We start from the raw sequence: 21,359 nt of genomic DNA, 5'->3' as shown, positions 1-21,359 counted from the left end.
CTGACGCCAATTCGAGAAGCCCGGCCGCCAACGGCCGGGCTTTTGAGCGACCGGTTGGTGAAGCGCGCTGCCGGTCTCGCCTTCCATAGTTGTCGAGGCGCGGTAGCATTGGCGGTCGTGCAGGACACCGCTGCAGCGAACGCCTCACCGCCTGTTCCGCTCCTCCCAGCCATAGAGCCAGTCCAAATCTCCCGCGAGCTTCTCCGCCGGGCGCGTCGCCAGCACCAGGTTGCGCGCGATCGCAACCGGGCCCCATGCGTGCCAGGCCATGCGGTTGAGTGCGCCGCGTCCGAGCACCTTCTCGATGCGCGGCCGCCTGAGATTTTCCCATGTGGTGAGGTTCTGCCGCGGATCGCCGGCAAAGTCGGCGATCAGATCGGCGAGCATCGCGGCATCCTCGATCGCCATCGCCGCGCCCTGCGCTGCGAACGGGGTCATGGCGTGCGCCGCGTCTCCGATCAGGGCTACGCCCTGCGGCATCGTCCAGCGCGTCTGCTCGACGGTGTGGATTGGAAACGCCGTCCATGGCCCGGCGAGCGCGGCGAGTCTCGCCAGCGCGGGCGCCGTGCTACGCATGGCGCTGGCAAGAATGGCGGGATCGGCATGGCCGGACCAGCCTTCGGCGATGCGCTCGCCCTTGGTGAAGGCGGCCAGGTTGAAGGCGCTGCCCTTGCTCACCGGATAGGCGACCATATGGAAGCCGGGATGCAGGAAGGCCGTGACGCAGTCGCCGGCGGCGATTGCTGCAAAAGCCTGGCCAGCGGCGCTTGTCGCTGCAACCGTTGCGCGCCAGGCCAGCTCGCCCGAGAAGCGGTTCTTCCCGAAGGCCGGCTCTCGACCCGCAAGCAGCCTGCGAACCGACGACCAGACGCCGTCGGCGCCGATCAGCAGGCCGCCGGCGGCCTCGATGCTGCCGCCATCCGTTTCGGCGGCGACGGCGATGTCTGGCGGGTGAACAGCGACGTCCGTTACCCGCGCGCCGGTGACGAGTTGGATTTCAGGATGCTCCGCCATCCGCGCCGTCAGCGCCGTCTGCAGGTCGGCGCGGTGTGCCACCAGATAGGGCGCGCCCCAGCGCTCTTCGCCGGCCTGGCCGAGCGGCACGCGCGCCAGTTCACGCAAGGTGGCAGCGTCCTTCAGCACCACCGCTTCCGGGCGGATCGCGTTCAACCGCAACCGGTCGAGCGCGCCGAGCCGGCTGAGCATACGGGTGGCGTTGGGGGAAAGCTGGATGCCGGCGCCCACCGCTTCGAGCTGGCTGGCCTGTTCCAGCACCGTGACGGCATGGCCGTGTTCGGCAAAGGCAAGAGCTGCCGTCAGTCCGGCGATTCCGGCCCCGGCGATGACGACCTGCCGGGACCGCGCCTCCTCCATGGTCTAGCGGTCACCCAGATCCGCGATCAGGCGGCCTGGTCGATATAGAGGCAGCCGGCAGGCTCGGTTTCGGTCGCCTTCAGCTTCGGCGAATAGCGGTAGAGCGTCGAGCAGTAAGGGCAGACCTTTTCATTGTCGTCGCCCATGTCGAGGAATACATGCGGGTGGTCGAAAGGCGGGTTGGCGCCGGTGCACATGAATTCCTTGACGCCGATATCGATCGCCGGATGGCCCGCGTCGTTCTGGAAATGGGGAATGGTACCGCCTGCCATCGTCGTCTCCTTCAGTTCGGCCCGTTTGCATCTGGATCATAACCGGCCGGTTTGCAAGATCGATGAAATGAAACTGTCGCAAAAGGCTGGCAGAGGATAAGTTGAGCCGGTTAAGCGCATGAGGCCGGAAACGAAGCGATTCCGTGACATCATGCGTCATAAAAGCGTGTTAGAGCGTGCATAGCGAGTCCGGCGGCGTATGGCGCTCAAAGAACGACGTTGTGGGCAAGAGCAGGACCATGAACGAACTGAAGCCGGTGCAGAGCGAGTTCATCACCGTCGAGGCGGCGAGCCCGGACGGCGGCAATCCAGATCGTTTCGTCAACCGCGAGTTTTCCTGGTTGCAGTTCAACCGCCGGGTGCTCGAGGAATCGCTGAACGAGCATCACCCGCTGCTCGAGCGCGTTCGCTTCCTGTCGATCTCGGCCGCAAATCTCGACGAGTTCTTCATGGTGCGCGTCGCCGGCCTCGCCGGTCAGGTGCGCGAGGGCATCGCGTTGAAGAGCCCGGACGGCCGCACGCCCGAGCAGCAGTTGGAGCAATTGCTGCGCGAGGTCGAGCGCCTGCAGGAAGACCAGCAGAAGAGCCTGTCGGCTCTGATGGAGCTGCTCAACAAGGAAGGCATCGAAAGCATCCCCCGCGATGGCCTGACCAAGGACGAGAAGGCGTGGCTGGAGGAGCATTTCCAGGATCAGGTTTTCCCGGTGCTGACGCCGCTGTCGATCGACCCGGCGCACCCGTTTCCGTTCATCCCCAATCTCGGTTTCTCGATGGCGCTGCAGCTGCGCCACCGCAAGAACGGCGAGGAGATGAGCGCGCTCTTGCGCTTGCCGGTGGCGCTGCGGCGTTTCATCCGTCTGCCCGACCGCAAGCATCATGTCCGCTTCATCCCGCTGGAGGAAGCGGTCGGCCTCTATATCGGCAAGCTCTTCCCTGGATATGAGGTCAAGGGCTCGGGCACGTTCCGCATCATCCGCGACAGCGATATCGAGGTGGAGGAGGAATCGGAAGACCTCGTTCGCCTGTTCGAGACGGCGCTGAAGCGCCGCCGCCGCGGCTCTGTCATCCGCATCGAATTCGACACGCTGATGCCGGCCGAGTTGCGCGACTTCGTCGCCGGCGAGCTCGGAGTGTCGTCGAGCCGCATCAGCGTGCTCACCGGGCCGCTGGCGCTCAACCAGATCTCCGAGATCGTCGCCATCCCGCGCGACGACCTCAAATTCACGCCCTATAACCCGCGCTTTCCCGAGCGCATCCGCGAGCATGGCGGCGACTGCCTGGCCGCCATCCGCGAGAAGGACATCATCGTCCACCACCCCTACGAATCCTTCGACGTCGTGGTGCAGTTCCTGCGCCAGGCGGCGGCCGATCCGGAAGTCGTCGCCATCAAGCAGACGCTCTACCGAACCTCGAACGACAGCCCGATCGTGCGGGCGTTGATCGACGCGGCGGAGGCCGGCAAGTCGGTGACGGCGCTCGTCGAGCTCAAGGCGCGCTTCGATGAAGAGGCCAATATCCGCTGGGCGCGCGACCTCGAGCGCGCCGGCGTCCAGGTCGTCTTCGGCTTCCTGGAGTTGAAGACCCACGCCAAGATGTCGCTGGTGGTCCGCCGCGAGGACGGTCGGCTGCGCAATTACGTGCATCTCGGCACCGGCAACTACCATCCGGTCACCGCCCGCATCTACACCGACCTGTCCTTCTTCACCACCGACCCGACGATCGCGCGCGATGTCGCGCAGATCTTCAACTTCATCACCGGCTACGCCGAGCCTGCCGAGGAGATGCGTCTTGCGGTGTCGCCGTTCACGCTGCGCGACCGCATCCTGAGGCACATCGCCGAGGAGATCGCCCATGCGCTCGAAGGCAGGCCGGCCCGTATCTGGATGAAGATGAACGCGCTCGTCGATCCGACCGTCATCGATGCTCTCTATAACGCCAGCCGCGCCGGCGTCGAGATCGATCTCGTCGTGCGCGGCATCTGCTGCCTGAGGCCGCAGGTGCCGGGTCTTTCCGAGAACATCAGGGTGAAGTCGATTGTCGGCCGCTTCCTCGAGCACAGCCGCATCTACTGCTTCGGCTACGGCCACGGTCTGCCGTCCGACGAAGCGATCGTCTACATCTCCTCGGCCGATATCATGCCGCGCAATCTCGACCGCCGCGTCGAGACCCTGGTGCCGATCACCAATCCGACTGTGCATGAACAGGTGCTTGGCCAGATCATGCTCGGCAACATCATGGACAATCAGCAAAGTTTCGACGTATTGGCTGATGGCACCTCCCGGCGCGCCGCGCTCGAGGAGGGCGAGGAGCCGTTCAACGCGCAGGAATATTTCATGACCAATCCGAGTCTTTCCGGACGGGGTGACGCGCTGAAATCGCATGCGCCAAGGCGCATTGCCCAGTTCAAGCGCCGCAAGAAGAACGCCGCCGCGTGATTTCAGTCTCGCAGGGCCGGCTCCAGGACCGGCGGCCGCTGTCGATCATCGACATCGGATCGAACTCGATCCGCCTCGTCGTCTATGAAGGGCTGGCGCGCTCGCCGACGATGCTGTTCAACGAAAAGATGCTGGCCGGCCTCGGCCGCGGCATCGTTTCGACGGGCAAGCTCGATCCCGAGGCGGTGACGCGATCGATGGAGGAGTTCCGCCGTTTTCGCGCGCTTTCGGATCAGGCCGGCGCCGAACACATCTATGTGCTGGCGACCGCGGCCGCGCGCGAGGCGGTCAACGGCCCGGACTTTATCCACCGCGCCGAGGATGTGCTGAAGACCGAGATCCGCGTGCTTTCCGGCCGCCAGGAAGCGCATTATTCGGCGCTTGGCATCATTTCCGGTTTCTATCCGGCCAACGGCATCGCCGGCGACCTTGGCGGCGGCAGCCTGGAACTCGTCGACATCAATGGCGAGGCGATCGGCGACGGTATCACGCTGCCGCTCGGCGGCCTGCGCCTGCAGGACATGGCGAAGAACTCTCTCGTCCAGGCGCAGAAGATCGCGCGCCAGGAACTGGCGCGGGCGAAGCTTTTGAAGGGCGGGCAGGGCAGGGTGTTCTACGCCGTCGGCGGAACCTGGCGAAACCTCGCCCGGCTCCATATGGAAATGACCAACTACCCGCTCGGCGTCATGCATCATTACGAGATCGCCGCCGACAGCGCCCTGAACTTCCTCAGGCAGGTGGCCAAGGGCGAGGTCGAAAAGGTCAAGGGCATCGAAGGTGTCTCCAAGAACCGCCGCTCGCTGCTGCCTTACGGTGCGGTCGTGCTGCAGGAAATCATGGCGGCAATGCAGCCCTCGAAGATCGTCGTCTCGGCGCAGGGCGTGCGCGAAGGCTTCCTCTATTCGCTGCTCGACGCCGCCGAGCAGAAGGCCGATCCGCTGATCTCCGCGGCGGAGGAACTGGCGCTGCTGCGCTCGCGCTCGGTCCATCACGCGCATGACCTCGTCGAATGGACGGACAAGGCTTTCAAGGCCTTCGGGATCGACGAGACGGTGGATGAGGCGCGCTACCGCCACGCCGCCTGCCTGCTTGCCGATATCGGCTGGCGGGCGCATCCCGAATATCGCGGCCGGCAGTCGCTCAACATCATCGCGCATGCGTCCTTTATCGGCGTCGACCATCCTGGCCGCGCCTATCTGGCCCTGACCAACGCCTATCGCCATGACGGCATCTTCAACGATGCGATCGCGCCCGAGATCAAGACCCTGGCGCCGCCGCGCATGCTCGAGCGCGCCCGTGCGCTGGCGGCGATGATGCGCGTCGTCTATCTGCTGACGGCGGCGATGCCCGGGGTCATGCCGCGGCTGAAATGGGAAAGCCGCGGCAACGGTGCGCTTGCGCTGGTGCTGCCGGCGTCGCTTGCCGACCTCTATGGCGAACGACCTGCCGGGCGGCTGGCGCAGCTGGCGCGCATCACCAACCGCCGGCTGGTGCTGGCGGTCGAGGGCGGGCCGAGCATTTCCGTCAAGTGACGGATCAGGTGATCTCGGCACCGACGCCAAAAGGGCGGCCGTCGGCCGACCATGCGCCGGCGCCGGCCATGGCGAGCGCCAGGAAGCCCCCGGCAATGGCAATGTCCTTCATCAGCATCTGATGGTGCATGAAGGTGAGGGTCGCATCCTCGCCGCCCTGGCCGAAATGGCCGATGAAGCCGGCGACGATAGTGAAGGCGGCAAGCAGCAGCGCCGCGATCCGCGTCTGAAAACCGACAAGGATCAAAAGTCCGGCGATCAGCTCGAACAGGCCGGTGCCCCAGGCCGCCAGGGTCGGTAGCGGCAGGCCGAGGCCGGTGAAGTAATCGATCGTGCCGGATAAGTTGGTCAGCACCTGGAAGCCCGAGGGCACGAACAGCGCGGCAAGCAGGAGCCGCGAGGCGAGAAGCAACGCGTTGCGGTTCATGGCCCACCTCCCTTGCCGGTATCCGGGAATGCACCGGCTCTCGGTGCAGTGTACGCCTGCAATCGAAAAACGAAAAAGCGGCGCGAAAAATTCCGCGCCGCCAATTTCAACTTGGGAGGGGAAGGAGATCAGCCGCGCTTGGCGTCGATCGAATAGGCGCCGGCGCCGGAGGAGGCGAGCAGGATGAAGCCGCCGGTGATGGCGAGGTTCTTTAGAAACTGGATCATCTGCATCTGGTCGGCCCAGCCGGTGTGAGCAACCAGGCCGGTAGCGATCGTGAAGATGGCGAGCAACCAGGCGGCGATCCGCGTCTGGAACCCGACGAGAATGGCAAGGCCGCCGAGCAGCTCGATGAGGCCGACCACGACGGCCGTCACGGTCGGAAGCGGCAGGCCGAGGGCGCCGAAATAGCCGGCGGTGCCGGAAATGGCGGTAAGCTTGCCGAAGCCGGAAAGCAGGAAGATGACGGCGAGCAGGATACGGCCGAGCAGGATGGTGGTGGCACTGTTGGACGCGATGCTGGTACCGGCGGCGGAAGTGTTGATGGACATTGGCGAGTCTCCGAATCGTGTTGAATGCCCAGTCAGATAGACGACGAAGACTGTTCACCAAAGCCGCCGATGCGGCGACACATTGTTCACAGGCAGTATGTTTCGGTGACCGTCGGACGCGCGCGAAAATCGTGTCGGCGGATTGGGATTAACGAGTAAATTGTGCCCCCGCAAAATAGCCAAGCCATCGGTTGGGGTTGCAGTCGCAGACCTCGGGGACTAGCCGAAACGCCCGATCGGGTCGTCTTCGCCCTGGTACGACGACCCCTTTGGCCTGTCCGCGCCGCGAGAACTACCCCGGATGCGTCATGTCCTCGGGCCGCACCAGCCGGTCGTAGTCGGCCTCGCTGACCAGCCCGGTGGCGAGAGCTTCCTCGCGCAGCGTGGTGCCGTTCTTGTGCGCGGTCTTGGCGATCTTGGCGGCGTTGTCGTAGCCGATGGTGGGGGCGAGCGCCGTCACCAGCATCAGCGAGCGCTCCAGCGCCGCCTTGATGTTGTCTTCCCGCGCCTCGATGCCGACGACGCAATTGTCGGTGAAGGAGACGGAAGCGTCGGCAAGCAGCTGCACCGACTGCAGGAAATTATAGGCCATCAGCGGGTTGTAGACGTTGAGCTCGAAATGGCCCTGGCTGCCGGCGAAGGTTAGCGCGGCATTGTTGCCGAACACCTGCACGCAGACCTGCGTCAGCGCCTCGCACTGCGTCGGGTTGACCTTGCCCGGCATGATCGACGAGCCCGGCTCGTTCTCCGGCAGCGACAGCTCGCCGAGGCCCGAGCGCGGGCCTGAACCGAGCAGGCGGATGTCGTTGGCGATCTTGAAGAGCGCCGCCGCCGCCGCGTTGATCGCGCCGTGCGAGAACACCATGGAATCGTGTGCTGCGAGCGCCTCGAACTTGTTCGGCGCCGTGACGAAGGCGATGCCGGTGATGGCGGCGATCCGGTCCGCCACCTTTTCCGCAAAGCCAACCGGCGCGTTGAGCCCGGTGCCGACCGCGGTGCCGCCCTGCGCCAGTTCCTGCAGGCCGGGCAGCGTCTGCTCGATGCGCTTGATCGACGAGGCGACCTGCGCGGCGTAGCCGGAGAATTCCTGGCCGAGCGTAAGGGGTGTGGCGTCCTGCGTGTGGGTGCGGCCGATCTTGATGATGTGGTTGAAGGCGCGGGCCTTGGCGTCGAGCGCTTTGTGCAGATGGTGGAGTGCCGGGATCAGGTGATGCGCGACCCGCTCGGCGCAGGCGACATGCATGGCCGTCGGATAGGTGTCGTTTGACGACTGGCTCATATTGACGTGGTCATTCGGGTGCACGGGCTTCTTCGAGCCCATCACGCCGTCGAGCATCTCGATGGCCCGGTTGGAGATCACTTCATTGGCATTCATGTTGGACTGCGTGCCCGAACCGGTCTGCCAGACCACGAGCGGGAAATGGTCGTCGAGCTTGCCGTCGATCACTTCCTGCGCGGCGTCCACGATTGCCTTGCCGATGGCTGGATCCAGCCGTTTCATCTCCATGTTCACTTCGGCCGCGGCGCGCTTGACGATGCCCAGCGCGCGCACGATCGAGGCCGGCTGCTTTTCCCAACCGATCTTGAAATTGCCGAGCGAACGCTGCGCCTGCGCGCCCCAGTAGCGGTCGGCCGCGACCTCGATGGGACCGAATGTATCGGTTTCGGTTCTGGTCTTCTCAGCGCTCACGGGAAATCTCCGGTCTGTCGATTTGCGCAAGGGCGTATCGCGTTGCACAAAACCCTTCAAGCGGAGATTGTGGGCGAGGAAGATGCAAATCGGTTGAAGGGGGCTGCCGATCTCCCCCCTTGTGGGCCAGATCAGCCCTCCATCGGCGGTCCAACGATGTCGATGCCGTTCTCGGCGCAGAGTCTCGTCAGCGTCGCCATCATCTCGGGCGTCGGCGCCCCCGGCTGCGGCAGGTCCGGCCGTTCGGCGGGGCGGCTCGCCAGGCGCACCATCGTCTCGAAATCCGAGCCGCGCGTGACGGTGAGCGTATGCGCGCCTTGCGGAGATTCGACCCTGTATGTATGCGGCAGGCCCTTCGGCGCGATGACGGTTTCGCCCGCGCCCACGACCCGCTCATGGCCGTTGATCTGGAAACGCATTTGTCCTTCGAGGATGTGAAATACCTCGTCTTCGTTGCGGTGCATATGCAGCGGCGGGGAATCGCCATAGGGCAGGCGATGCTCGATGACGCAGATGCCGTCCTCTCCGTCGGCCGAAGAGACCTGGATGGCGACGAGCGTGTTGTTGAACCAAAGGAGTTCCTTGCCTGCGATGGTCCGGTTGATCATTGTCATGGTGTCTCTGCTTTGTGTTGGGCCGGCGAAGCGGCGTCGACGGCGAACTAACCAGCGACGCGTGGGCGATGGAAATCGAATGATCATATGGGCTGAATTGATGCGATGAATTTGAACGCGCTCGATCTCAACCTGGTGAGGGTGCTCGACGCGCTTTTGCGCGAGAAAAGCGTGACGCGCGCCGGCGAGCAGATCGGCCTCAGCCAGCCTGCGGTGAGTGCCGCGCTCAACCGCCTGCGGCATACGCTCAACGATCAGCTCTTCGTGCGGCGCGGCAACGACATGGTGCCGACGCCACGCGCCGAAAGCCTGGCCGGGCCTGTGCGTGCTGCGCTGCGCGAGATCGAGCGTGCTTTCCAGCCGGCGAAGGACTTCGATCCGGCCAGGCTGGAGCGGACCTTCACCTTCATGGGCGCGGATTTCTTTTCCATGCTCCTGATGCCGCCCTTTGCCGCGCGCATCGCGGCGGTGGCGCCATCAGTGTCGTTCCGCTTCCTCGATAGCGCCATCGGCGACGTCTCGAAACTGTTGCAGGAGGACCAAATCGACGTGGCGCTGGAGCGTCCCCTGGAAGTCGCCGAATGGGTTTCCAGCGTACCGCTGTTCGGCTCGCCCTTCGCCGTCATCGCGGCGAAGGGCAATGCAGCGCTCAATCGGGCCGGCATCGCCGAAGGCGAGCAGGTGCCGCTCGATCTCTTCTGCGAGCTGCCGCACGCGCTGCGCTCCATCGACGGCTCGATGTCGGGCTTCACCGATGACGCGCTGGGGAAGATGGGCCGGACGCGCCGGGTCACGCTTGCCTTGCCGCATTTCCAGGCGGTCGCGCTGGCCGTGGCGAGCGGACCCTATCTGGCGGCCGTTCCAATGCAGTTCGCGGCGGTGGCGGCGAAATCCTTGCCGCTCGGCATCTACGGGGCGCCAATCTCGATTCCCTCGCCGGCGGTCAGGATGTACTGGCACGCCCGCCATGACGACGAGGCGCCGCATCGCTGGATCCGCGAGCAGATCCTGGTGGAAGTCGAGGCGCTCGGCTTCCGCAACCTGGAGGATGAGGTCGGAGAGTAGACTCTGTTATCCGGCCGCCAGGCCGATGGCCGCGGGCTGGCGCAGCGCGAGCCGCCCCGCGACATAGTCCTTGACCTGGCGGACCGCCTGCGCGCGCGAGACGCTGCCCGGCTGCAGGCCAAGCCTGAGCCACAGCCCGTCGATCAGAGCGGTGACGCCGAGTACGATCTCCGCGGCCAACTCCGGCGATGCGAGGCCGCGCAGGCCGGACAACAGGTTCGAGCGCATGCGCGCGTGGATCACTCGCTGGATGCGCGCCAGCTTCTCGTCGCGCGGCACCTCGGCGCAGAGCGACAGCCAGGCGTGACAGAGCGGCGGCAGGAACAAATGCTCCTCGAAATTGCCCTCGATCACCGCGTCCAGCCGCTCCATCGGCGTTCGCGCGCGCTTGAGCCGCGCCACCACCGCGTTGCACAGCACGGCATTGGCCTCGCGCATCGCGTGCTCGAACAATTCCTGCTTGTTGCGGAAATAGTGCAGCACGATGCCCTTCGAGGCGCCGGCCTGGGCCGCGACCTTTTCCAAGGTGGCGCCGGCAATGCCCTCGCGCTCGAGCACCGCAAAGGCCGCTTGCCGCAACTCCTTGCGGCGTATGTCGCTGAGACGTGTGAGCTTCACCGGATCGATCCATGTTTGCGAATCTATGTTGACATTTTCGCCCGCTCAGATCAATCATTGACCACTGGGACAATAACATGACCAAATGGTCAACAGAGGAGAACCGGAATGGTGCGCTTGCTTGCGAATGGCGTCTGTCTCGCTGCCTTGATGGTGGCCGCTCAAACCGTTCAGGCGGCCGAGGCGGAGGAATGTAAGGTGGTGCGAATGGCCGAGCCCGGCTGGAACGATCTCGCCTTCACGACGGGCGTGGCCAAGGTCCTGCTCCAGGTGCTCGGCTATGAGCCGCAGAGCGACGTGCTTGGCATCAACGTCATCTACGAAGGCATGAAGAACAAAGACCTCGACCTGTTCCTCGGCTACTGGGATCCGGCGATGGTCACTTATTACGAGCCTTACAGGAAGGACGGCTCGATCGAGAATGTGCGGGTCAATCTGGTCGGCGCCAAATACACCTTCGCCGTGCCGACCTATGTCTGGGAAGCCGGCGTCAAGGATCTCTCCGACCTGCACAAATTCGCCGACAAGTTCGGGAAGAAGATGTACGGCATCGAGCCCGGCTCGAACCAGCTGATGATGGATGCTATCGCCGATCCTCAGTTCCAGCTCGACGGCTGGCAGGTGGTCGAATCGAGCGAAGCCGGCATGCTCTCGGAGGTCGGCTACGAGATCAAGGAGAAGCAGTTCATCGTCTTCCAGGGCTGGGCGCCCCATCCGATGAACACGATGTACGACTTCAAGTATCTGACCGGCGGCGACAAGTTCTTCGGCCCGAATTTCGGCGCCGCGACGGTGACGACCCAGGTGCGCAAGGGATTCCTGCAGGAGTGCCCGAACGTGGCGCAGTTCCTGAAGAACCTTGCCTTCGACATCGATCTGGAAAATGTCGGCATGGGCTACCTCATCAATGACGGCATGAAGCCGGAGGAAGCGGCGCTTAAGTCGATCACGCTCAACAAGGATCGTGTCGACGCCTGGCTTGCCGGCGTCACCACCTTCGACGGCAAGCCCGGCCTCGCCGCGGTCAAGGAAAAGCTTGGACTGTGAGGCCCGCGGCATTGGATCTGTCGGGACAGGGGGGCGAGCAGGACGCCTGGGCCGGCCGCAAGCGATTCGTCGATGTCGGTGGCCTCGACCTCGCCTATGTCGAGGTCGCCGGCTCGGAACCGCCGCTCGTCCTGGTGCACGGCTTCACCGACACCAGCCGCAGTTTCTCGTTGCTGGCGCCGCATCTTTCCGCGCGGCGGCTGGTCATGCCGGACCTGCGCGGCCATGGCGCCTCGCAGGCGGGCAGGGGCTTTGGCATCGCCGATTTCGCCGACGATGTCGCCGGGCTGATCCGCAACCTGCGGCTCGCCCGGCCGGTCGTTCTCGGCCATTCGCTGGGTGGCATGGTCGCCATGCAGGTGGCCGCGCGGCATCCGGAACTGGTCGGCGGGCTGGTCGTCCTGGCCGGGGCGCTGAAGGCAGATTTCGCGCCGGACCATCCGTTGGTTGACGGCGTGGCGGAACTGCGCGACCCGATCTCGCCGACTGATCCGTTCTACGACTGGTGGCACGCCTGCGGGTCCGGCGTGCCGCGGGCCCTTCTTGCCGGCCTGGCGGCGGACGCTTCGGCGATGCCGGCGGCGCGCTGGCGCGCCATTCTCGAAGAAATCCGCCGCACGGATCTGACCGCGGCGGCGCGGGCTGTGCGGGTCCGGACGTTGATCATTGCCGGCGCCTGCGATCCCCTCTTCGGCCAAGCGCACCAGGAGGCTTTGGCCGAGGCGCTTGCCGGATCGCGTCTCGTCTGGGCGCAGGACTGCGGCCACAATCCGCACTGGGAAGACCCGGCCTTCGTCGCCAAGGCAATAGCCGACGTGCTGCCAGCCGAGTGACTACCGCAACAGCGATCGGGCCGTCGGCGTGAGGCGCAACGTCTCTGCCGGCTGCGTCGAAGCAGCCTGCATGGTTTTGCGAACCGCCTGCCATGCCGGAGAAGCGCCAAGGCCGGACCGATAGTTCGCATGGGCGTCGCCATCGTCGAAACCGATGACTGCGATGAAGACATTTTCGCCGGCTCGCACCGGCAGCCGCGAAAAAGTGTTTTCGGCATGCTCGCTGACGAAGGCGCCGAGCAGCCGGCCCCCGCTGGCCGTCAGTTGCGGAACCATTTCCGCCCGGAAACGCTCGGCAAAGCCGGTTTCCATGCCGTGGCGCAAATGATGAATCGAAATCTCAACAATGCCGTCTAAGTGAGGCTGCGCACTTTTGTTTTCGCCTTCGCTCACGGTCGACCGCTCCCGCCTCGACAGGTCGAAGCCGGCGTCCGGCCACGCGGGCTTCAGCAACAGCACGTCGTCGGAATCGATCATCGTCGCATTGGCGGCGTCGCGATGCTCGGCCCACACCGGGCCCTCATAGAAGGCGGTGAGCGCTTTCCTCCTGGCCTCCATGTCGGCGAAGCCGCGCAGCCAGACGAACATGTCGGGACGATCGAGGTCGCGGAACTGGCCGATAACGGTCATGCCCACGGCTTCCTGGCTCTCGATGAACTCCCGGTCGAACAGCGCGATAAGCGTTTCGCGATCGCCGGGTTTCAATGTGTATTGCCTGAGCTCCACGATCGGCGACGCAAGGCGGGAAGGTCTGTTCATGGCTAGACTCTCGAAAACAGGGTGTTCATCCTGTTTATAAACAGACCGGTTGTCCTGTTTTGTCAATATGCTACGTTCTTCCCCTTCTCTCCGACGGGGAAAGGTGGAGGTGGCGATGCGCAAGAAGCGCACCAACGATCCGCAGGGCATGCGGCGGCGCGTGCTCGACGTGGCGGAAGATTGCTTCCAGGCGCGCGGCTACCACGCCTCGAGCCTCGGCGACCTGATGGCGGCGGCCGGCGTCACCGGCGGCGCGCTGCACCATCATTTCCCGACCAAGAAGGCGCTGGCGCTGGCGGTGATCGAGGAGCGGGTGGCGGCCGCGGTTGAGGAGACCTGGATCGAGCCGGTGCGGGCGGCGCCTTCGGCTCGCAAGGGCGTGCGCGCCGTGTTTGAGGCGGTAGCGGCCGCGCTCGAGCAGCAGGGCTATGTACGCGGCTGCCCGCTCAACAATCTGGCGCATGAGCTGTCGCTCGCCGATCCCGATTTCCGTATTGCGTTGGCCGATATCTTCGCCGGCTGGCGGCGGGCGATCTCCGACAAGGTGCGCGCCGATCAGGAGGCCGGCCGGGAAGGTGGGACCGATCCCGACCGCTTTGCCGCGCTGACGGTGGCGGCTTACTCCGGCGCCATGTCGATGGCCAAGGCCGAGCAGGATGCCGGTGTGTTGCGGCAGTGCCTGGAGGGTTTGGAGCGGGTCGAGCCCCCGCCATCACAGAACGGTTCGCCCGCCAGACGACCCCGCAGGGTGGTGCGGCAGCAGGCAATCCGCTGATGCCGGTATGAGGATCATCTTAAGTCCCTGACTGAAAGGCAGCCTTCACTCCCTCAGCGGCTTGATCGTCTCGAACCCCACTTCGCTCTGCGCGCTCGTCCCCTCGTCGTAGCGCCGCGCCAGCACCGCTTGCAGGTCGGGCGAATAGAGCGCGGTGAAGCTGTCGATCACCGCGCCGGAATCGCCGGTCAGCGTCTCTTTCACCGTCAGCACCGTGTATTTGCAGTCGCCCAGCTTGTAGGTGTCCTTGCCCTTGACGCTTAAAGCCAGTGTTTCGGTGCCCTTCGGCGCCTTCTTCGCCGAAAGCCGCACGAACTCGGTCTTGCTCTTGGCACCGGCCTTCAGCGGGAAGAGCTTTTTGAGGTCGCCGAGCGGGATCATTGACAGCCGGCCCGTGTCGCTATCGCGGAAAATCTCGATCAGCCCGGCGTAGAGATATTGCGTCTGCGGCGATTGCGACTGGTAGTTGTTGGCGACCGCGACCATGCCGCCCGGCGCCGGCCGGAACTCGCTGCGGATGCCGGGCTTCTCCAGCACGAAGCCGGCCTTGGCGGATTTGGCGTCCACGCAGTCGGCCGCCTCGGCGGTGCCGGTGAGGGCAAGCATGGAGAGGGCCACACAGGTCGTCACGGGTTTCATGCCTTCTCCCCTGGAAATGTGTTCTGGAAGGAATGACAGACCCTCTCTGCGCTGTCGACCCAAAGTGCCCTTCACGAATTCAACCAATGCTTGAAAAGACCCGCCAATCTGGACGATCCGGCGCTGAAAATGTTCCAATGGCGCGATGATGAATCGCTTATCCTCAGCATTCTTGTCCCGGCGCGATTTCCTGGCCCGGGTGGCCGGCCTTGCCGCGACCTGCGCCCTGCCGGACACCACTTTCGCCCAGACCGGCCAGCCTATCCAGCCGATTGACGCCACCTTCCTGTTCATCGCCGATATCCATGCCTGCCGCATGGAGACCGGGCTCAGCCCGCATTGCGAGCAGGAGGGCAAGACCGACGCGGCATTGCTGCGCAATGTGGCCGTGCTCAACGCAATCGACGACAAAGAGTGGCCGGCCGAGATCAGCGGCGCTGCCACCGGCCTGCGCTCGGCCGGCACACGCATCGCCACGCCGCTCGGCCTCGTCACCGGGGGCGACATCACCGATGACGGCGGCGGCCAGATCACTGAGCCGAGCGAAGGCACGCAGCTTCTGCAGTTCAGCCAGCGCTACCAGCAAGGCATCGGCCCCGATCGCGTGCATGTCCCGGTCTATGTCGGGCTCGGCAATCACGATCTCGACCAGAATGGGCCGACGCGCCATGTTGACTGGTACCGTCGCGAGATGCGCGACTATGTCGAGGTCAACCATCGCCCCGGCGTTTTCTTCAAGCCGCCGGTGCCGGCGACCAATTACGATGTCGACACCGATTGCTATTCCTGGGATTGGGGCGGCCTGCACCTCGTCCAGACGCATCGCTTCGCCGGCGACACCGGCCATGACGCGATAGGCAGCCTGCCATGGCTGAAGCAGGATCTGGCGACCTATGCCGGCGACGGCCGTCCGGTGATTCTCTTCCAGCACTATGGTTGGGACACCTTCTCGGTCGAGCGCTGGGATCCAGTGAAGCGCACCTATGGCGACGACGGCGCCGGCCGCCCGCATTGGTGGGGCGACGCCGACCGCCAGGCGCTTGTCGCCACGCTGAAGGGTTATAATGTGATCGCCATTTTCCACGGCCATCAGCACGCAGTGCCGATGATCTACCGGCGCGACGGGCTCGACCTCGTCAAGCCGAAGGCGGCTTTCATGGGCGGCTTCGCGCTGGCGCGGGTGACCGATGACCACATGGACGTGGTCTTGGGTGAGGCGGCCGGCGACCATGGCGAGGTCGTCTTCACCAACGCCTTCGCCAAAAGCTGGGCCACCTGAACGGAGAAAGCACGCCGGGTAGAGTTGCGCCAGGCCCGTTGTTCGAGCTGTTCTGCGGTCTTGGCGCGGTCGACGCTCAAACGACGAACAGGCCGGCGCGCGGGTCGGCCGTTGCCCTCGCGGCTATGGGTCAGAGCGCCTTGCGAGCCTTGTCCTTCACGTCGCCATAGGCCCCTGCCGGCAATTCTTTCGGACATGCCTTCCACCTGCAGGCGCCGGCTGCCGGTGGCCTTGCCGGCCGCCTGCTTCAGCCTGCCTTTTACCTGCTTGGCGATGCCGGCAACTTGATGCCTGTTCACCATATCCGCATCTCCTGGGCCTGGAATAGGAGCGGGATGCGCCAACCGCATCCGCCACGACAACGAACGGGCAATGTTTGAGTTCCGTGCGGCCTGCCGCATCACGCCGCTGTCGGCATGACGGACAGCCCGTGCCGGGCGTTCGAGATCTGACCGCGGGGCCTGCTGGTCACATCGCCTTTTTGAGCATGGCTTTCATGTCGCCACAGGCCTTCTGCACCTGGCCTGCCGACTTGTCCGCCATGCCCCTGATTTCCATCGGCCGGTTGCCGGTGGCCTTGCCTATGGCTTGCCGGATCGAACCTTTGATCTGCTTCGCCAAGCCCACTATTTGGTCCATGTTCACCATCTCCGCATCTCCCGGAGATCCAATTCGCGAGGAGAAACGGGCCGGAGTGCTTCGCGGTTCCGTTGCGCCAAAGCACACCGGTCGAGGATAATTGACCGGCGACCGAATTCGGCATAATATGTAACCAAATGGATACGCATTATGCCGCAGGCTGAGCACGACCGTTCCGTCTTCCGCGCCATCGCCGATCCGACGCGGCGCGCCATCCTCGACCGGCTGCGGCAGGGCCCCGCGCCGGTCAACGAACTGGCGTCCGCCTTCTCGCAGAGTCGGCCGGCCATTTCCAAGCATCTGAGGATACTGCGCGAGCTCAACGTCGTTTCCGAGCAGCGGCAGGGCCGCGAGCGAGTCTACCGGCTGGAGCCGGCGGAATTGAAGGATGTCGCCGACTGGATCCTGCCTTACCGAGACTTCTGGCAGCACAGCCTCGGCAATCTCAAATCCTACCTGGAGAATGAATGATGGCCATCCAAGACAAGCCGCGCGCGATCGCCGACATTTCCGCCGGTACCATCCTTGCCACGGTGACGATCGCCGTGCCGCCGGAGCGCGTCTTCCGCGCCATTACCGCTGAGGACCAGATCCCGCTCTGGTGGGGCGCCGACAACATGTACCGGACGACGGAGCACACGGCCGATGTCCGGCCGGGCGGCGCCTGGCGCTCGGAAGGCAAGGGCGCGGACGGGCAGGACTTCCATGTCGCCGGCGAGTATCTCGAGGTCGAGCCGCCGCATCGTCTGGTGATGACCTGGAAGGCGCCCTGGGACGGCGATAACCTCACCACCGTCACCTATACGCTCGAAGCCGTCGAGAACGGCACCCGGCTGACGCTGCGCCATGACGGCTTCGGGTCGCGACGGGACTCCTGCCGCGATCACGGTTCCGGTTGGGAGCGCGTTCTGGGCTGGTTGGACGAATTCCTTGCCAAGGAGACGGCTGCCAGGTCGCCTTCGGTCTTCCATTGCCGGCTGATTCCGCCGCGTCCGGATTTCGCCTTCACCCTGACGGAGGAGGAGAGGGCGCTGATGAATGCGCATGCCGACTATCTGCGCGGCCTGCTTCGTGAAGGCAGAATGATGATTGCCGGCCCAGTCGCCGATCCAGCCGGACCGTGGGGGCTTCTGATCCTGCAGGTCGGCACGGAAGCCGACGCCAGGGCGGTTACCGAAGGCGACCCGGTGGCGCGTTCCGGCCGCGGCTTCCGCTATGAAATCCTGCCGATGATGAGCACGATCATGTAAGGCGGATGGAAAACGCCTCTCGCGCTTTTCAGGGCGCGGGAGGCGTCTTTTGTTATCAGCTTTTCTCGATACTCGTGAACTGCCGATAACAGGGACAAAACCGCCAGCCGGCAAAAGGGTTCCCGGCAAAACAAAATTTTTTGCTCGGCCGGATGCGACGCATTTCCCGGCTCCGTGCTAAAGGCACTTGCCAGCATGAGGATAGCCTTGCCGCACGACCGACCCTGCCCGACCCTGCTTGACGCATCAGCCGCCTTCGACTGCCAGAGCTGCGGCGCCTGCTGCGCCTATTCGGCGGACTGGCCGCGCTTTTCGACCGAAGAGGATGCCGAGCTCGACCGCATCCCCGATGAGCTGGTCGCGACCGACCTGTCAGGCATGCGCTGCGAGGACGGCCGCTGCACCGCGCTTCGCGGCGAGGTGGGCAAGCAGACGGCCTGCGCGATTTACGAAGCCCGCCCGCATGTCTGCCGCGCCTGCATGCCCGGCGGCGACGACTGCCTAATGGCAAGGGCCGCCCATGGGCTGGCGGCGGAGAGCGTGATCTCCCCCCTCGAGGGGGAGATGGCCGCGAAGCGGTCAGAGGGGGTCGTCTCACATAAATCGCCAACGTGATCGCGTCGCGGAAAAGGCCGCGCTCTACACGAGGCGAGCCCCCTCTGTCGCCTTCGGCGACATCTCCTCGCGAGGGGACCACAAGGGGGAGATTACTTTCTTCCCCGCTTGCCCACGCTCGGACCTCCCGATACCTTCCGCGCCGTGCAGGCCATGGAGGAAACCGTGAGCATCGAATTCCTGTTGACGTCGCTGATTATCGTCGCTTCGCCCGGCACTGGCGTTCTCTACACGCTGAGCGCCGGCCTCTCGCGCGGCGCTCGCGCCGCGATCATCGCCGCTTTCGGCTGCACGCTGGGCATCATCCCGCACATGGCGGCGGCCATCACCGGCCTTGCGGCGGTGCTGCACACAAGCGCCGTCGCCTTCGAGACTCTGAAATATCTGGGCGTCGCCTATCTGCTCTACATGGCCTGGAACACGCTGAAGGAGAAGGGCGGCCTTGCTCTCGATCAGAACGCCGCGCCGCGCTCTGCCCGCAAGGTGATCACCTCCGGCATCCTGATCAACATCTTGAACCCAAAACTGTCGATCTTCTTCTTCGCCTTCCTGCCGCAATTCGTCAGCACCACCGAGCCGCACGCTTTCGCCAAGATGCTGGAGCTGTCCGGCGTGTTGATGCTGATGACCTTCCTTGTCTTCGTCGTCTACGGCGTGTTCGCGGCTTCGGTGCGCAGCCATGTCGTGTCGCGGCCGATGGTGCTGACCTGGATGCGCCGCACCTTCGCCGGCGCCTTCGTCATGCTGGGGGCCAAGCTGGCGCTGGCGGATCGGTAAGCGAACCGTGATATAGCCCATCGCCTCGACTATCGCCCGTCCGCGACGCGGATCAGGTTGACGCAGGGATGGCCGAGCGCTGGCGCTGGCGCTGCTGATCTCCCTCCTTGAGGGGGAGATGTCGCCGAAGGCGACAGAGGGGGTCGCCGCGCGTTGGAGCGCCAGCGCCTTCGTTGCAAGGGAGTCGTCGCCGGCGCCTTATGCGCGGGACCCCCTTTGCCCTGCCGGGCATCTCCCCCTCAAGAGGGGAGATCGGCTGTTGCGCGGGCCTTCGCCAATCGCAACACTTCGCAACAGTATAGAAGCCCGCCTTTGGACCGGCTGCCCGCATGCCAAACAAAAAGGGCGACATGTCTGCCGCCCTTTCCATATTCGCTGTGGGACCGGACTTCTTAGAAGTCCATGCCGCCACTCAAGCCGCTTGCGGGCTTGAGCAATGTTCAATGATGGGCGTGCTTTATGGACTTCTTAGAAGTCCATGCCGCCCATGCCGCCCATGCCGCCGCCAGGCATACCGCCCGGCATACCGCCGGCGGCTTCCTTCTTCGGAGCCTCGGCGATCATGGCTTCGGTGGTGACCAGCAGGCCGGCGACCGAGGCCGCGTCCTGGAGAGCGGTGCGAACGACCTTGACCGGGTCGACGATGCCCATGCCGATCATGTCGCCATACTCGCCGGTCTGGGCGTTGAAGCCGTAGGTCGCAGCCTTGTTCTCGAGGATCTTGCCGGCAACGATCGAAGCCTCGGCACCGGCGTTGGCCGCGATCTGGCGGGCCGGAGCCTGCAGCGCGCGACGAACGATGGCGATGCCCGCCGCCTGGTCGGCATTGACGCCGGTCGCCTTGACGGCGTGCGAAGCGCGCAGCAGCGCGACGCCGCCGCCGGGGACGATGCCTTCTTCAACGGCCGCGCGGGTCGCGTTCAGAGCGTCGTCAACGCGGTCCTTCTTTTCCTTGACCTCGACCTCGGTCGCGCCGCCGACGCGGATCACCGCGACGCCGCCCGCGAGCTTGGCCAGACGCTCCTGCAGCTTCTCCTTGTCGTAGTCCGAGGTGGTCTCCTCGATCTGCTGCTTGATCTGGGCGACGCGGCCCTGGATCTCGGCCTTCTTGCCGGCGCCGTCGACGATGGTGGTGTTTTCCTTGGAGATCGACACCTTCTTGGCGCGGCCGAGCATGTTGAGGCCGACATTCTCGAGCTTGATGCCGAGGTCTTCCGAGATGACCTGGCCACCGGTCAGGATGGCGATGTCTTCCAGCATGGCCTTGCGGCGGTCGCCGAAGCCCGGAGCCTTGACGGCGGCGATCTTCAGGCCGCCGCGCAGCTTGTTGACGACCAGCGTGGCCAGAGCCTCGCCTTCGACGTCTTCCGAGATGATGAGCAGCGGCTTCGAGGTCTGAACGACGGCTTCCAGGACCGGCAGCATGGCCTGCAGGTTGGAGAGCTTCTTCTCGTGCAGCAGGATGTAGGCGTCTTCCAGATCGGCGACCATCTTGTCGGCGTTGGTGACGAAGTAGGGCGAGAGATAGCCGCGGTCGAACTGCATGCCTTCGACGACTTCCAGCTCGGTCTCGGCGGTCTTGGCTTCCTCGACGGTGATGACGCCTTCGTTACCGACCTTCTGCATCGCTTCCGCGATCATCTTGCCGACCGACTCGTCGCCATTGGCCGAGATCGTGCCGACCTGGGCGACTTCCTCGGAGGTCTTGATCTTCTTGGCAGCCTTGCCGAGAGCGGTAACGACTTCGGTGACGGCGAGGTCGATGCCGCGCTTCAGATCCATCGGGTTCATGCCGGCGGCAACGGCCTTGTTGCCTTCCTGGACGATGGCCTGGGCGAGAACGGTCGCGGTGGTCGTGCCGTCGCCGGCGATGTCGTTGGTCTTCGAAGCGACCTCACGCACCATCTGCGCGCCCATGTTCTCGAACTTGTCCTCGAGCTCGATCTCCTTGGCGACGGTGACGCCGTCCTTGGTGATGCGCGGGGCGCCGAACGATTTGTCGATGACGACGTTGCGGCCCTTCGGACCGAGGGTGACCTTCACCGCGTCGGCGAGGATGTTGACGCCGCGCAGCATGCGCTCGCGGGCATCACGGGAAAACTTTACGTCTTTTGCAGCCATTGTAAGCTCCTGGCAGGGGTTCGGGTCGAACCCGCAGATTCAAGATT

21 protein-coding genes and 2 pseudogenes are annotated in these 21,359 nt (G+C 64.7%); 11 read left to right on the top strand and 12 right to left on the bottom strand.

Features of this window, described 5'->3' with window-relative positions; genetic code table 11:
• Positions 1–144: 144 nt before the first annotated feature.
• Together P9217_RS00360 and P9217_RS00355 are read right to left on the bottom strand one after the other, a co-directional pair.
• Positions 145–1,374: an FAD-dependent monooxygenase gene (locus P9217_RS00360; protein ID WP_278086885.1), complete on the bottom strand. Its 1,230-nt coding sequence runs from the start codon at positions 1,372–1,374 to the stop codon at positions 145–147.
• A 26-nt stretch (positions 1,375–1,400) separates the two neighbouring features.
• Positions 1,401–1,646 carry a zinc-finger domain-containing protein gene (locus tag P9217_RS00355; protein ID WP_066997164.1) on the bottom strand — a complete coding sequence of 82 codons (246 nt, stop codon included), beginning with the start codon at positions 1,644–1,646 and terminating at the stop codon, positions 1,401–1,403.
• A gap of 239 nt (positions 1,647–1,885) precedes the next feature.
• On the opposite strand from P9217_RS00355, the gene P9217_RS00350 reads away from it, so the two are divergent.
• Both P9217_RS00350 and ppx read left to right on the top strand, forming a co-directional pair.
• Entirely contained in the window at positions 1,886–4,081 is a 2,196-nt protein-coding gene (locus P9217_RS00350) for an RNA degradosome polyphosphate kinase (RefSeq protein WP_278086886.1), read from the top strand.
• A complete protein-coding gene (gene ppx, locus P9217_RS00345; RefSeq protein ID WP_095829080.1) occupies positions 4,078–5,613 on the top strand; it encodes an exopolyphosphatase in 1,536 nt (511 codons plus the stop codon). The genes P9217_RS00350 and ppx overlap by 4 nt, the downstream gene beginning before the upstream one ends.
• A gap of 4 nt (positions 5,614–5,617) precedes the next feature.
• On the opposite strand, the gene P9217_RS00340 is transcribed toward ppx, so the two are convergent.
• The 4 genes from P9217_RS00340 to P9217_RS00325 form a co-directional block, all read right to left on the bottom strand.
• Positions 5,618–6,040 (bottom strand): DoxX family protein, encoded by a 423-nt coding sequence (locus tag P9217_RS00340; RefSeq protein WP_127216669.1) that lies wholly within the window; start codon positions 6,038–6,040, stop codon positions 5,618–5,620.
• Positions 6,041–6,168: 128 nt separating this feature from the next.
• Positions 6,169–6,591 (bottom strand): DoxX family protein, encoded by a 423-nt coding sequence (locus tag P9217_RS00335; RefSeq protein WP_067001137.1) that lies wholly within the window; start codon positions 6,589–6,591, stop codon positions 6,169–6,171.
• Between the two features lie 292 nt (positions 6,592–6,883).
• Positions 6,884–8,281, bottom strand: a complete 1,398-nt coding sequence (gene fumC, locus P9217_RS00330; RefSeq protein WP_278086887.1) for a class II fumarate hydratase — start codon at positions 8,279–8,281, stop codon at positions 6,884–6,886.
• A 131-nt stretch (positions 8,282–8,412) separates the two neighbouring features.
• Positions 8,413–8,895, bottom strand: a complete 483-nt coding sequence (locus P9217_RS00325) for a cupin domain-containing protein (RefSeq protein ID WP_127246831.1) — start codon at positions 8,893–8,895, stop codon at positions 8,413–8,415.
• A gap of 105 nt (positions 8,896–9,000) precedes the next feature.
• On the opposite strand from P9217_RS00325, the gene P9217_RS00320 reads away from it, so the two are divergent.
• Entirely contained in the window at positions 9,001–9,960 is a 960-nt protein-coding gene (locus tag P9217_RS00320) for a LysR family transcriptional regulator (protein ID WP_095802560.1), read from the top strand.
• Between the two features lie 6 nt (positions 9,961–9,966).
• Here the strand turns inward: P9217_RS00320 and betI are convergent, their stop codons facing one another.
• Complete coding sequence (gene betI, locus P9217_RS00315) at positions 9,967–10,578, bottom strand: transcriptional regulator BetI (RefSeq protein WP_095778401.1); 612 nt, start codon at positions 10,576–10,578, stop codon at positions 9,967–9,969.
• A 108-nt stretch (positions 10,579–10,686) separates the two neighbouring features.
• On the opposite strand from betI, the gene choX reads away from it, so the two are divergent.
• Positions 10,687–11,625, top strand: a complete 939-nt coding sequence (gene choX / locus P9217_RS00310; protein ID WP_095802559.1) for a choline ABC transporter substrate-binding protein — start codon at positions 10,687–10,689, stop codon at positions 11,623–11,625.
• Complete coding sequence (locus tag P9217_RS00305; protein WP_278086888.1) at positions 11,622–12,458, top strand: alpha/beta hydrolase; 837 nt, start codon at positions 11,622–11,624, stop codon at positions 12,456–12,458. Before choX ends, P9217_RS00305 begins: the two co-directional genes overlap by 4 nt.
• Here the strand turns inward: P9217_RS00305 and P9217_RS00300 are convergent, their stop codons facing one another.
• The gene (locus tag P9217_RS00300) at positions 12,459–13,340 is read right to left on the bottom strand and encodes an NIPSNAP family protein (RefSeq protein ID WP_336618894.1); all 882 of its coding nucleotides are present in this window, start codon (positions 13,338–13,340) and stop codon (positions 12,459–12,461) included.
• Here P9217_RS00300 and P9217_RS00295 point away from each other — a divergent pair.
• The gene (locus P9217_RS00295) at positions 13,333–13,992 is read left to right on the top strand and encodes a TetR/AcrR family transcriptional regulator (protein WP_278086889.1); all 660 of its coding nucleotides are present in this window, start codon (positions 13,333–13,335) and stop codon (positions 13,990–13,992) included. The two genes, P9217_RS00300 and P9217_RS00295, sit on opposite strands and share 8 nt — an antisense overlap.
• A 45-nt stretch (positions 13,993–14,037) precedes the next feature.
• Here P9217_RS00295 and P9217_RS00290 read toward each other — a convergent pair whose 3' ends face one another.
• The gene (locus P9217_RS00290) at positions 14,038–14,631 is read right to left on the bottom strand and encodes a hypothetical protein (protein WP_127241490.1); all 594 of its coding nucleotides are present in this window, start codon (positions 14,629–14,631) and stop codon (positions 14,038–14,040) included.
• Between the two features lie 145 nt (positions 14,632–14,776).
• On the opposite strand from P9217_RS00290, the gene P9217_RS00285 reads away from it, so the two are divergent.
• The gene (locus tag P9217_RS00285; protein WP_278086890.1) at positions 14,777–15,910 is read left to right on the top strand and encodes a metallophosphoesterase; all 1,134 of its coding nucleotides are present in this window, start codon (positions 14,777–14,779) and stop codon (positions 15,908–15,910) included.
• Between the two features lie 130 nt (positions 15,911–16,040).
• Here P9217_RS00285 and P9217_RS00280 read toward each other — a convergent pair.
• Both P9217_RS00280 and P9217_RS00275 read right to left on the bottom strand, forming a co-directional pair.
• Positions 16,041–16,212, bottom strand: a pseudogene (locus tag P9217_RS00280) (CsbD family protein).
• Positions 16,213–16,378: 166 nt separating this feature from the next.
• Complete coding sequence (locus tag P9217_RS00275) at positions 16,379–16,558, bottom strand: CsbD family protein (protein WP_082953881.1); 180 nt, start codon at positions 16,556–16,558, stop codon at positions 16,379–16,381.
• A 141-nt stretch (positions 16,559–16,699) separates the two neighbouring features.
• On the opposite strand from P9217_RS00275, the gene P9217_RS00270 reads away from it, so the two are divergent.
• The 4 genes and pseudogenes from P9217_RS00270 to P9217_RS00255 all read left to right on the top strand — a co-directional run bounded on the left by P9217_RS00270 (position 16,700) and on the right by P9217_RS00255 (position 19,191).
• A complete protein-coding gene (locus tag P9217_RS00270; protein ID WP_067001113.1) occupies positions 16,700–17,020 on the top strand; it encodes a metalloregulator ArsR/SmtB family transcription factor in 321 nt (106 codons plus the stop codon).
• Complete coding sequence (locus tag P9217_RS00265) at positions 17,020–17,799, top strand: SRPBCC domain-containing protein (protein ID WP_127325428.1); 780 nt, start codon at positions 17,020–17,022, stop codon at positions 17,797–17,799. Before P9217_RS00270 ends, P9217_RS00265 begins: the two co-directional genes overlap by 1 nt.
• Positions 17,800–17,994: 195 nt before the next feature.
• Positions 17,995–18,312 (top strand): annotated as a pseudogene (locus P9217_RS00260) (YkgJ family cysteine cluster protein); the annotation flags it as partial.
• 267 nt (positions 18,313–18,579) lie between these two features.
• Positions 18,580–19,191: a LysE family translocator gene (locus P9217_RS00255; protein WP_278086891.1), complete on the top strand. Its 612-nt coding sequence runs from the start codon at positions 18,580–18,582 to the stop codon at positions 19,189–19,191.
• A gap of 468 nt (positions 19,192–19,659) precedes the next feature.
• On the opposite strand, the gene groL is transcribed toward P9217_RS00255, so the two are convergent.
• Positions 19,660–21,312: a chaperonin GroEL gene (gene groL, locus P9217_RS00250; RefSeq protein ID WP_067324836.1), complete on the bottom strand. Its 1,653-nt coding sequence runs from the start codon at positions 21,310–21,312 to the stop codon at positions 19,660–19,662.
• Positions 21,313–21,359 lie beyond the last annotated feature (47 nt).

Origin of the sequence: Mesorhizobium sp. WSM4989, from assembly GCF_029625795.1 — a bacterium.
Taxonomy (GTDB): Bacteria; Pseudomonadota; Alphaproteobacteria; order Rhizobiales; family Rhizobiaceae; genus Mesorhizobium.
The sequence above is the reverse complement of the archived record's forward strand: the minus strand, read 5'-3'. Positions and strand labels throughout refer to the sequence as shown.

Coding starts and splice junctions, on each gene's coding strand:
- choX (WP_095802559.1), top strand. CDS start 10,687: ATGGTGCGCTTGCTTGCGAATGGCGTCTGTCTCGCTGCCTTGATGGTG.
- P9217_RS00265 (WP_127325428.1), top strand. CDS start 17,020: ATGGCCATCCAAGACAAGCCGCGCGCGATCGCCGACATTTCCGCCGGT.
- P9217_RS00350 (WP_278086886.1), top strand. CDS start 1,886: ATGAACGAACTGAAGCCGGTGCAGAGCGAGTTCATCACCGTCGAGGCG.
- P9217_RS00275 (WP_082953881.1), bottom strand. CDS start 16,558: ATGGTGAACATGGACCAAATAGTGGGCTTGGCGAAGCAGATCAAAGGT.
- P9217_RS00295 (WP_278086889.1), top strand. CDS start 13,333: ATGCGCAAGAAGCGCACCAACGATCCGCAGGGCATGCGGCGGCGCGTG.
- P9217_RS00270 (WP_067001113.1), top strand. CDS start 16,700: ATGCCGCAGGCTGAGCACGACCGTTCCGTCTTCCGCGCCATCGCCGAT.
- P9217_RS00355 (WP_066997164.1), bottom strand. CDS start 1,646: ATGGCAGGCGGTACCATTCCCCATTTCCAGAACGACGCGGGCCATCCG.
- P9217_RS00335 (WP_067001137.1), bottom strand. CDS start 6,591: ATGTCCATCAACACTTCCGCCGCCGGTACCAGCATCGCGTCCAACAGT.
- P9217_RS00320 (WP_095802560.1), top strand. CDS start 9,001: ATGAATTTGAACGCGCTCGATCTCAACCTGGTGAGGGTGCTCGACGCG.
- P9217_RS00340 (WP_127216669.1), bottom strand. CDS start 6,040: ATGAACCGCAACGCGTTGCTTCTCGCCTCGCGGCTCCTGCTTGCCGCG.
- groL (WP_067324836.1), bottom strand. CDS start 21,312: ATGGCTGCAAAAGACGTAAAGTTTTCCCGTGATGCCCGCGAGCGCATG.
- P9217_RS00325 (WP_127246831.1), bottom strand. CDS start 8,895: ATGACAATGATCAACCGGACCATCGCAGGCAAGGAACTCCTTTGGTTC.
- P9217_RS00360 (WP_278086885.1), bottom strand. CDS start 1,374: ATGGAGGAGGCGCGGTCCCGGCAGGTCGTCATCGCCGGGGCCGGAATC.
- P9217_RS00285 (WP_278086890.1), top strand. CDS start 14,777: ATGATGAATCGCTTATCCTCAGCATTCTTGTCCCGGCGCGATTTCCTG.
- P9217_RS00290 (WP_127241490.1), bottom strand. CDS start 14,631: ATGAAACCCGTGACGACCTGTGTGGCCCTCTCCATGCTTGCCCTCACC.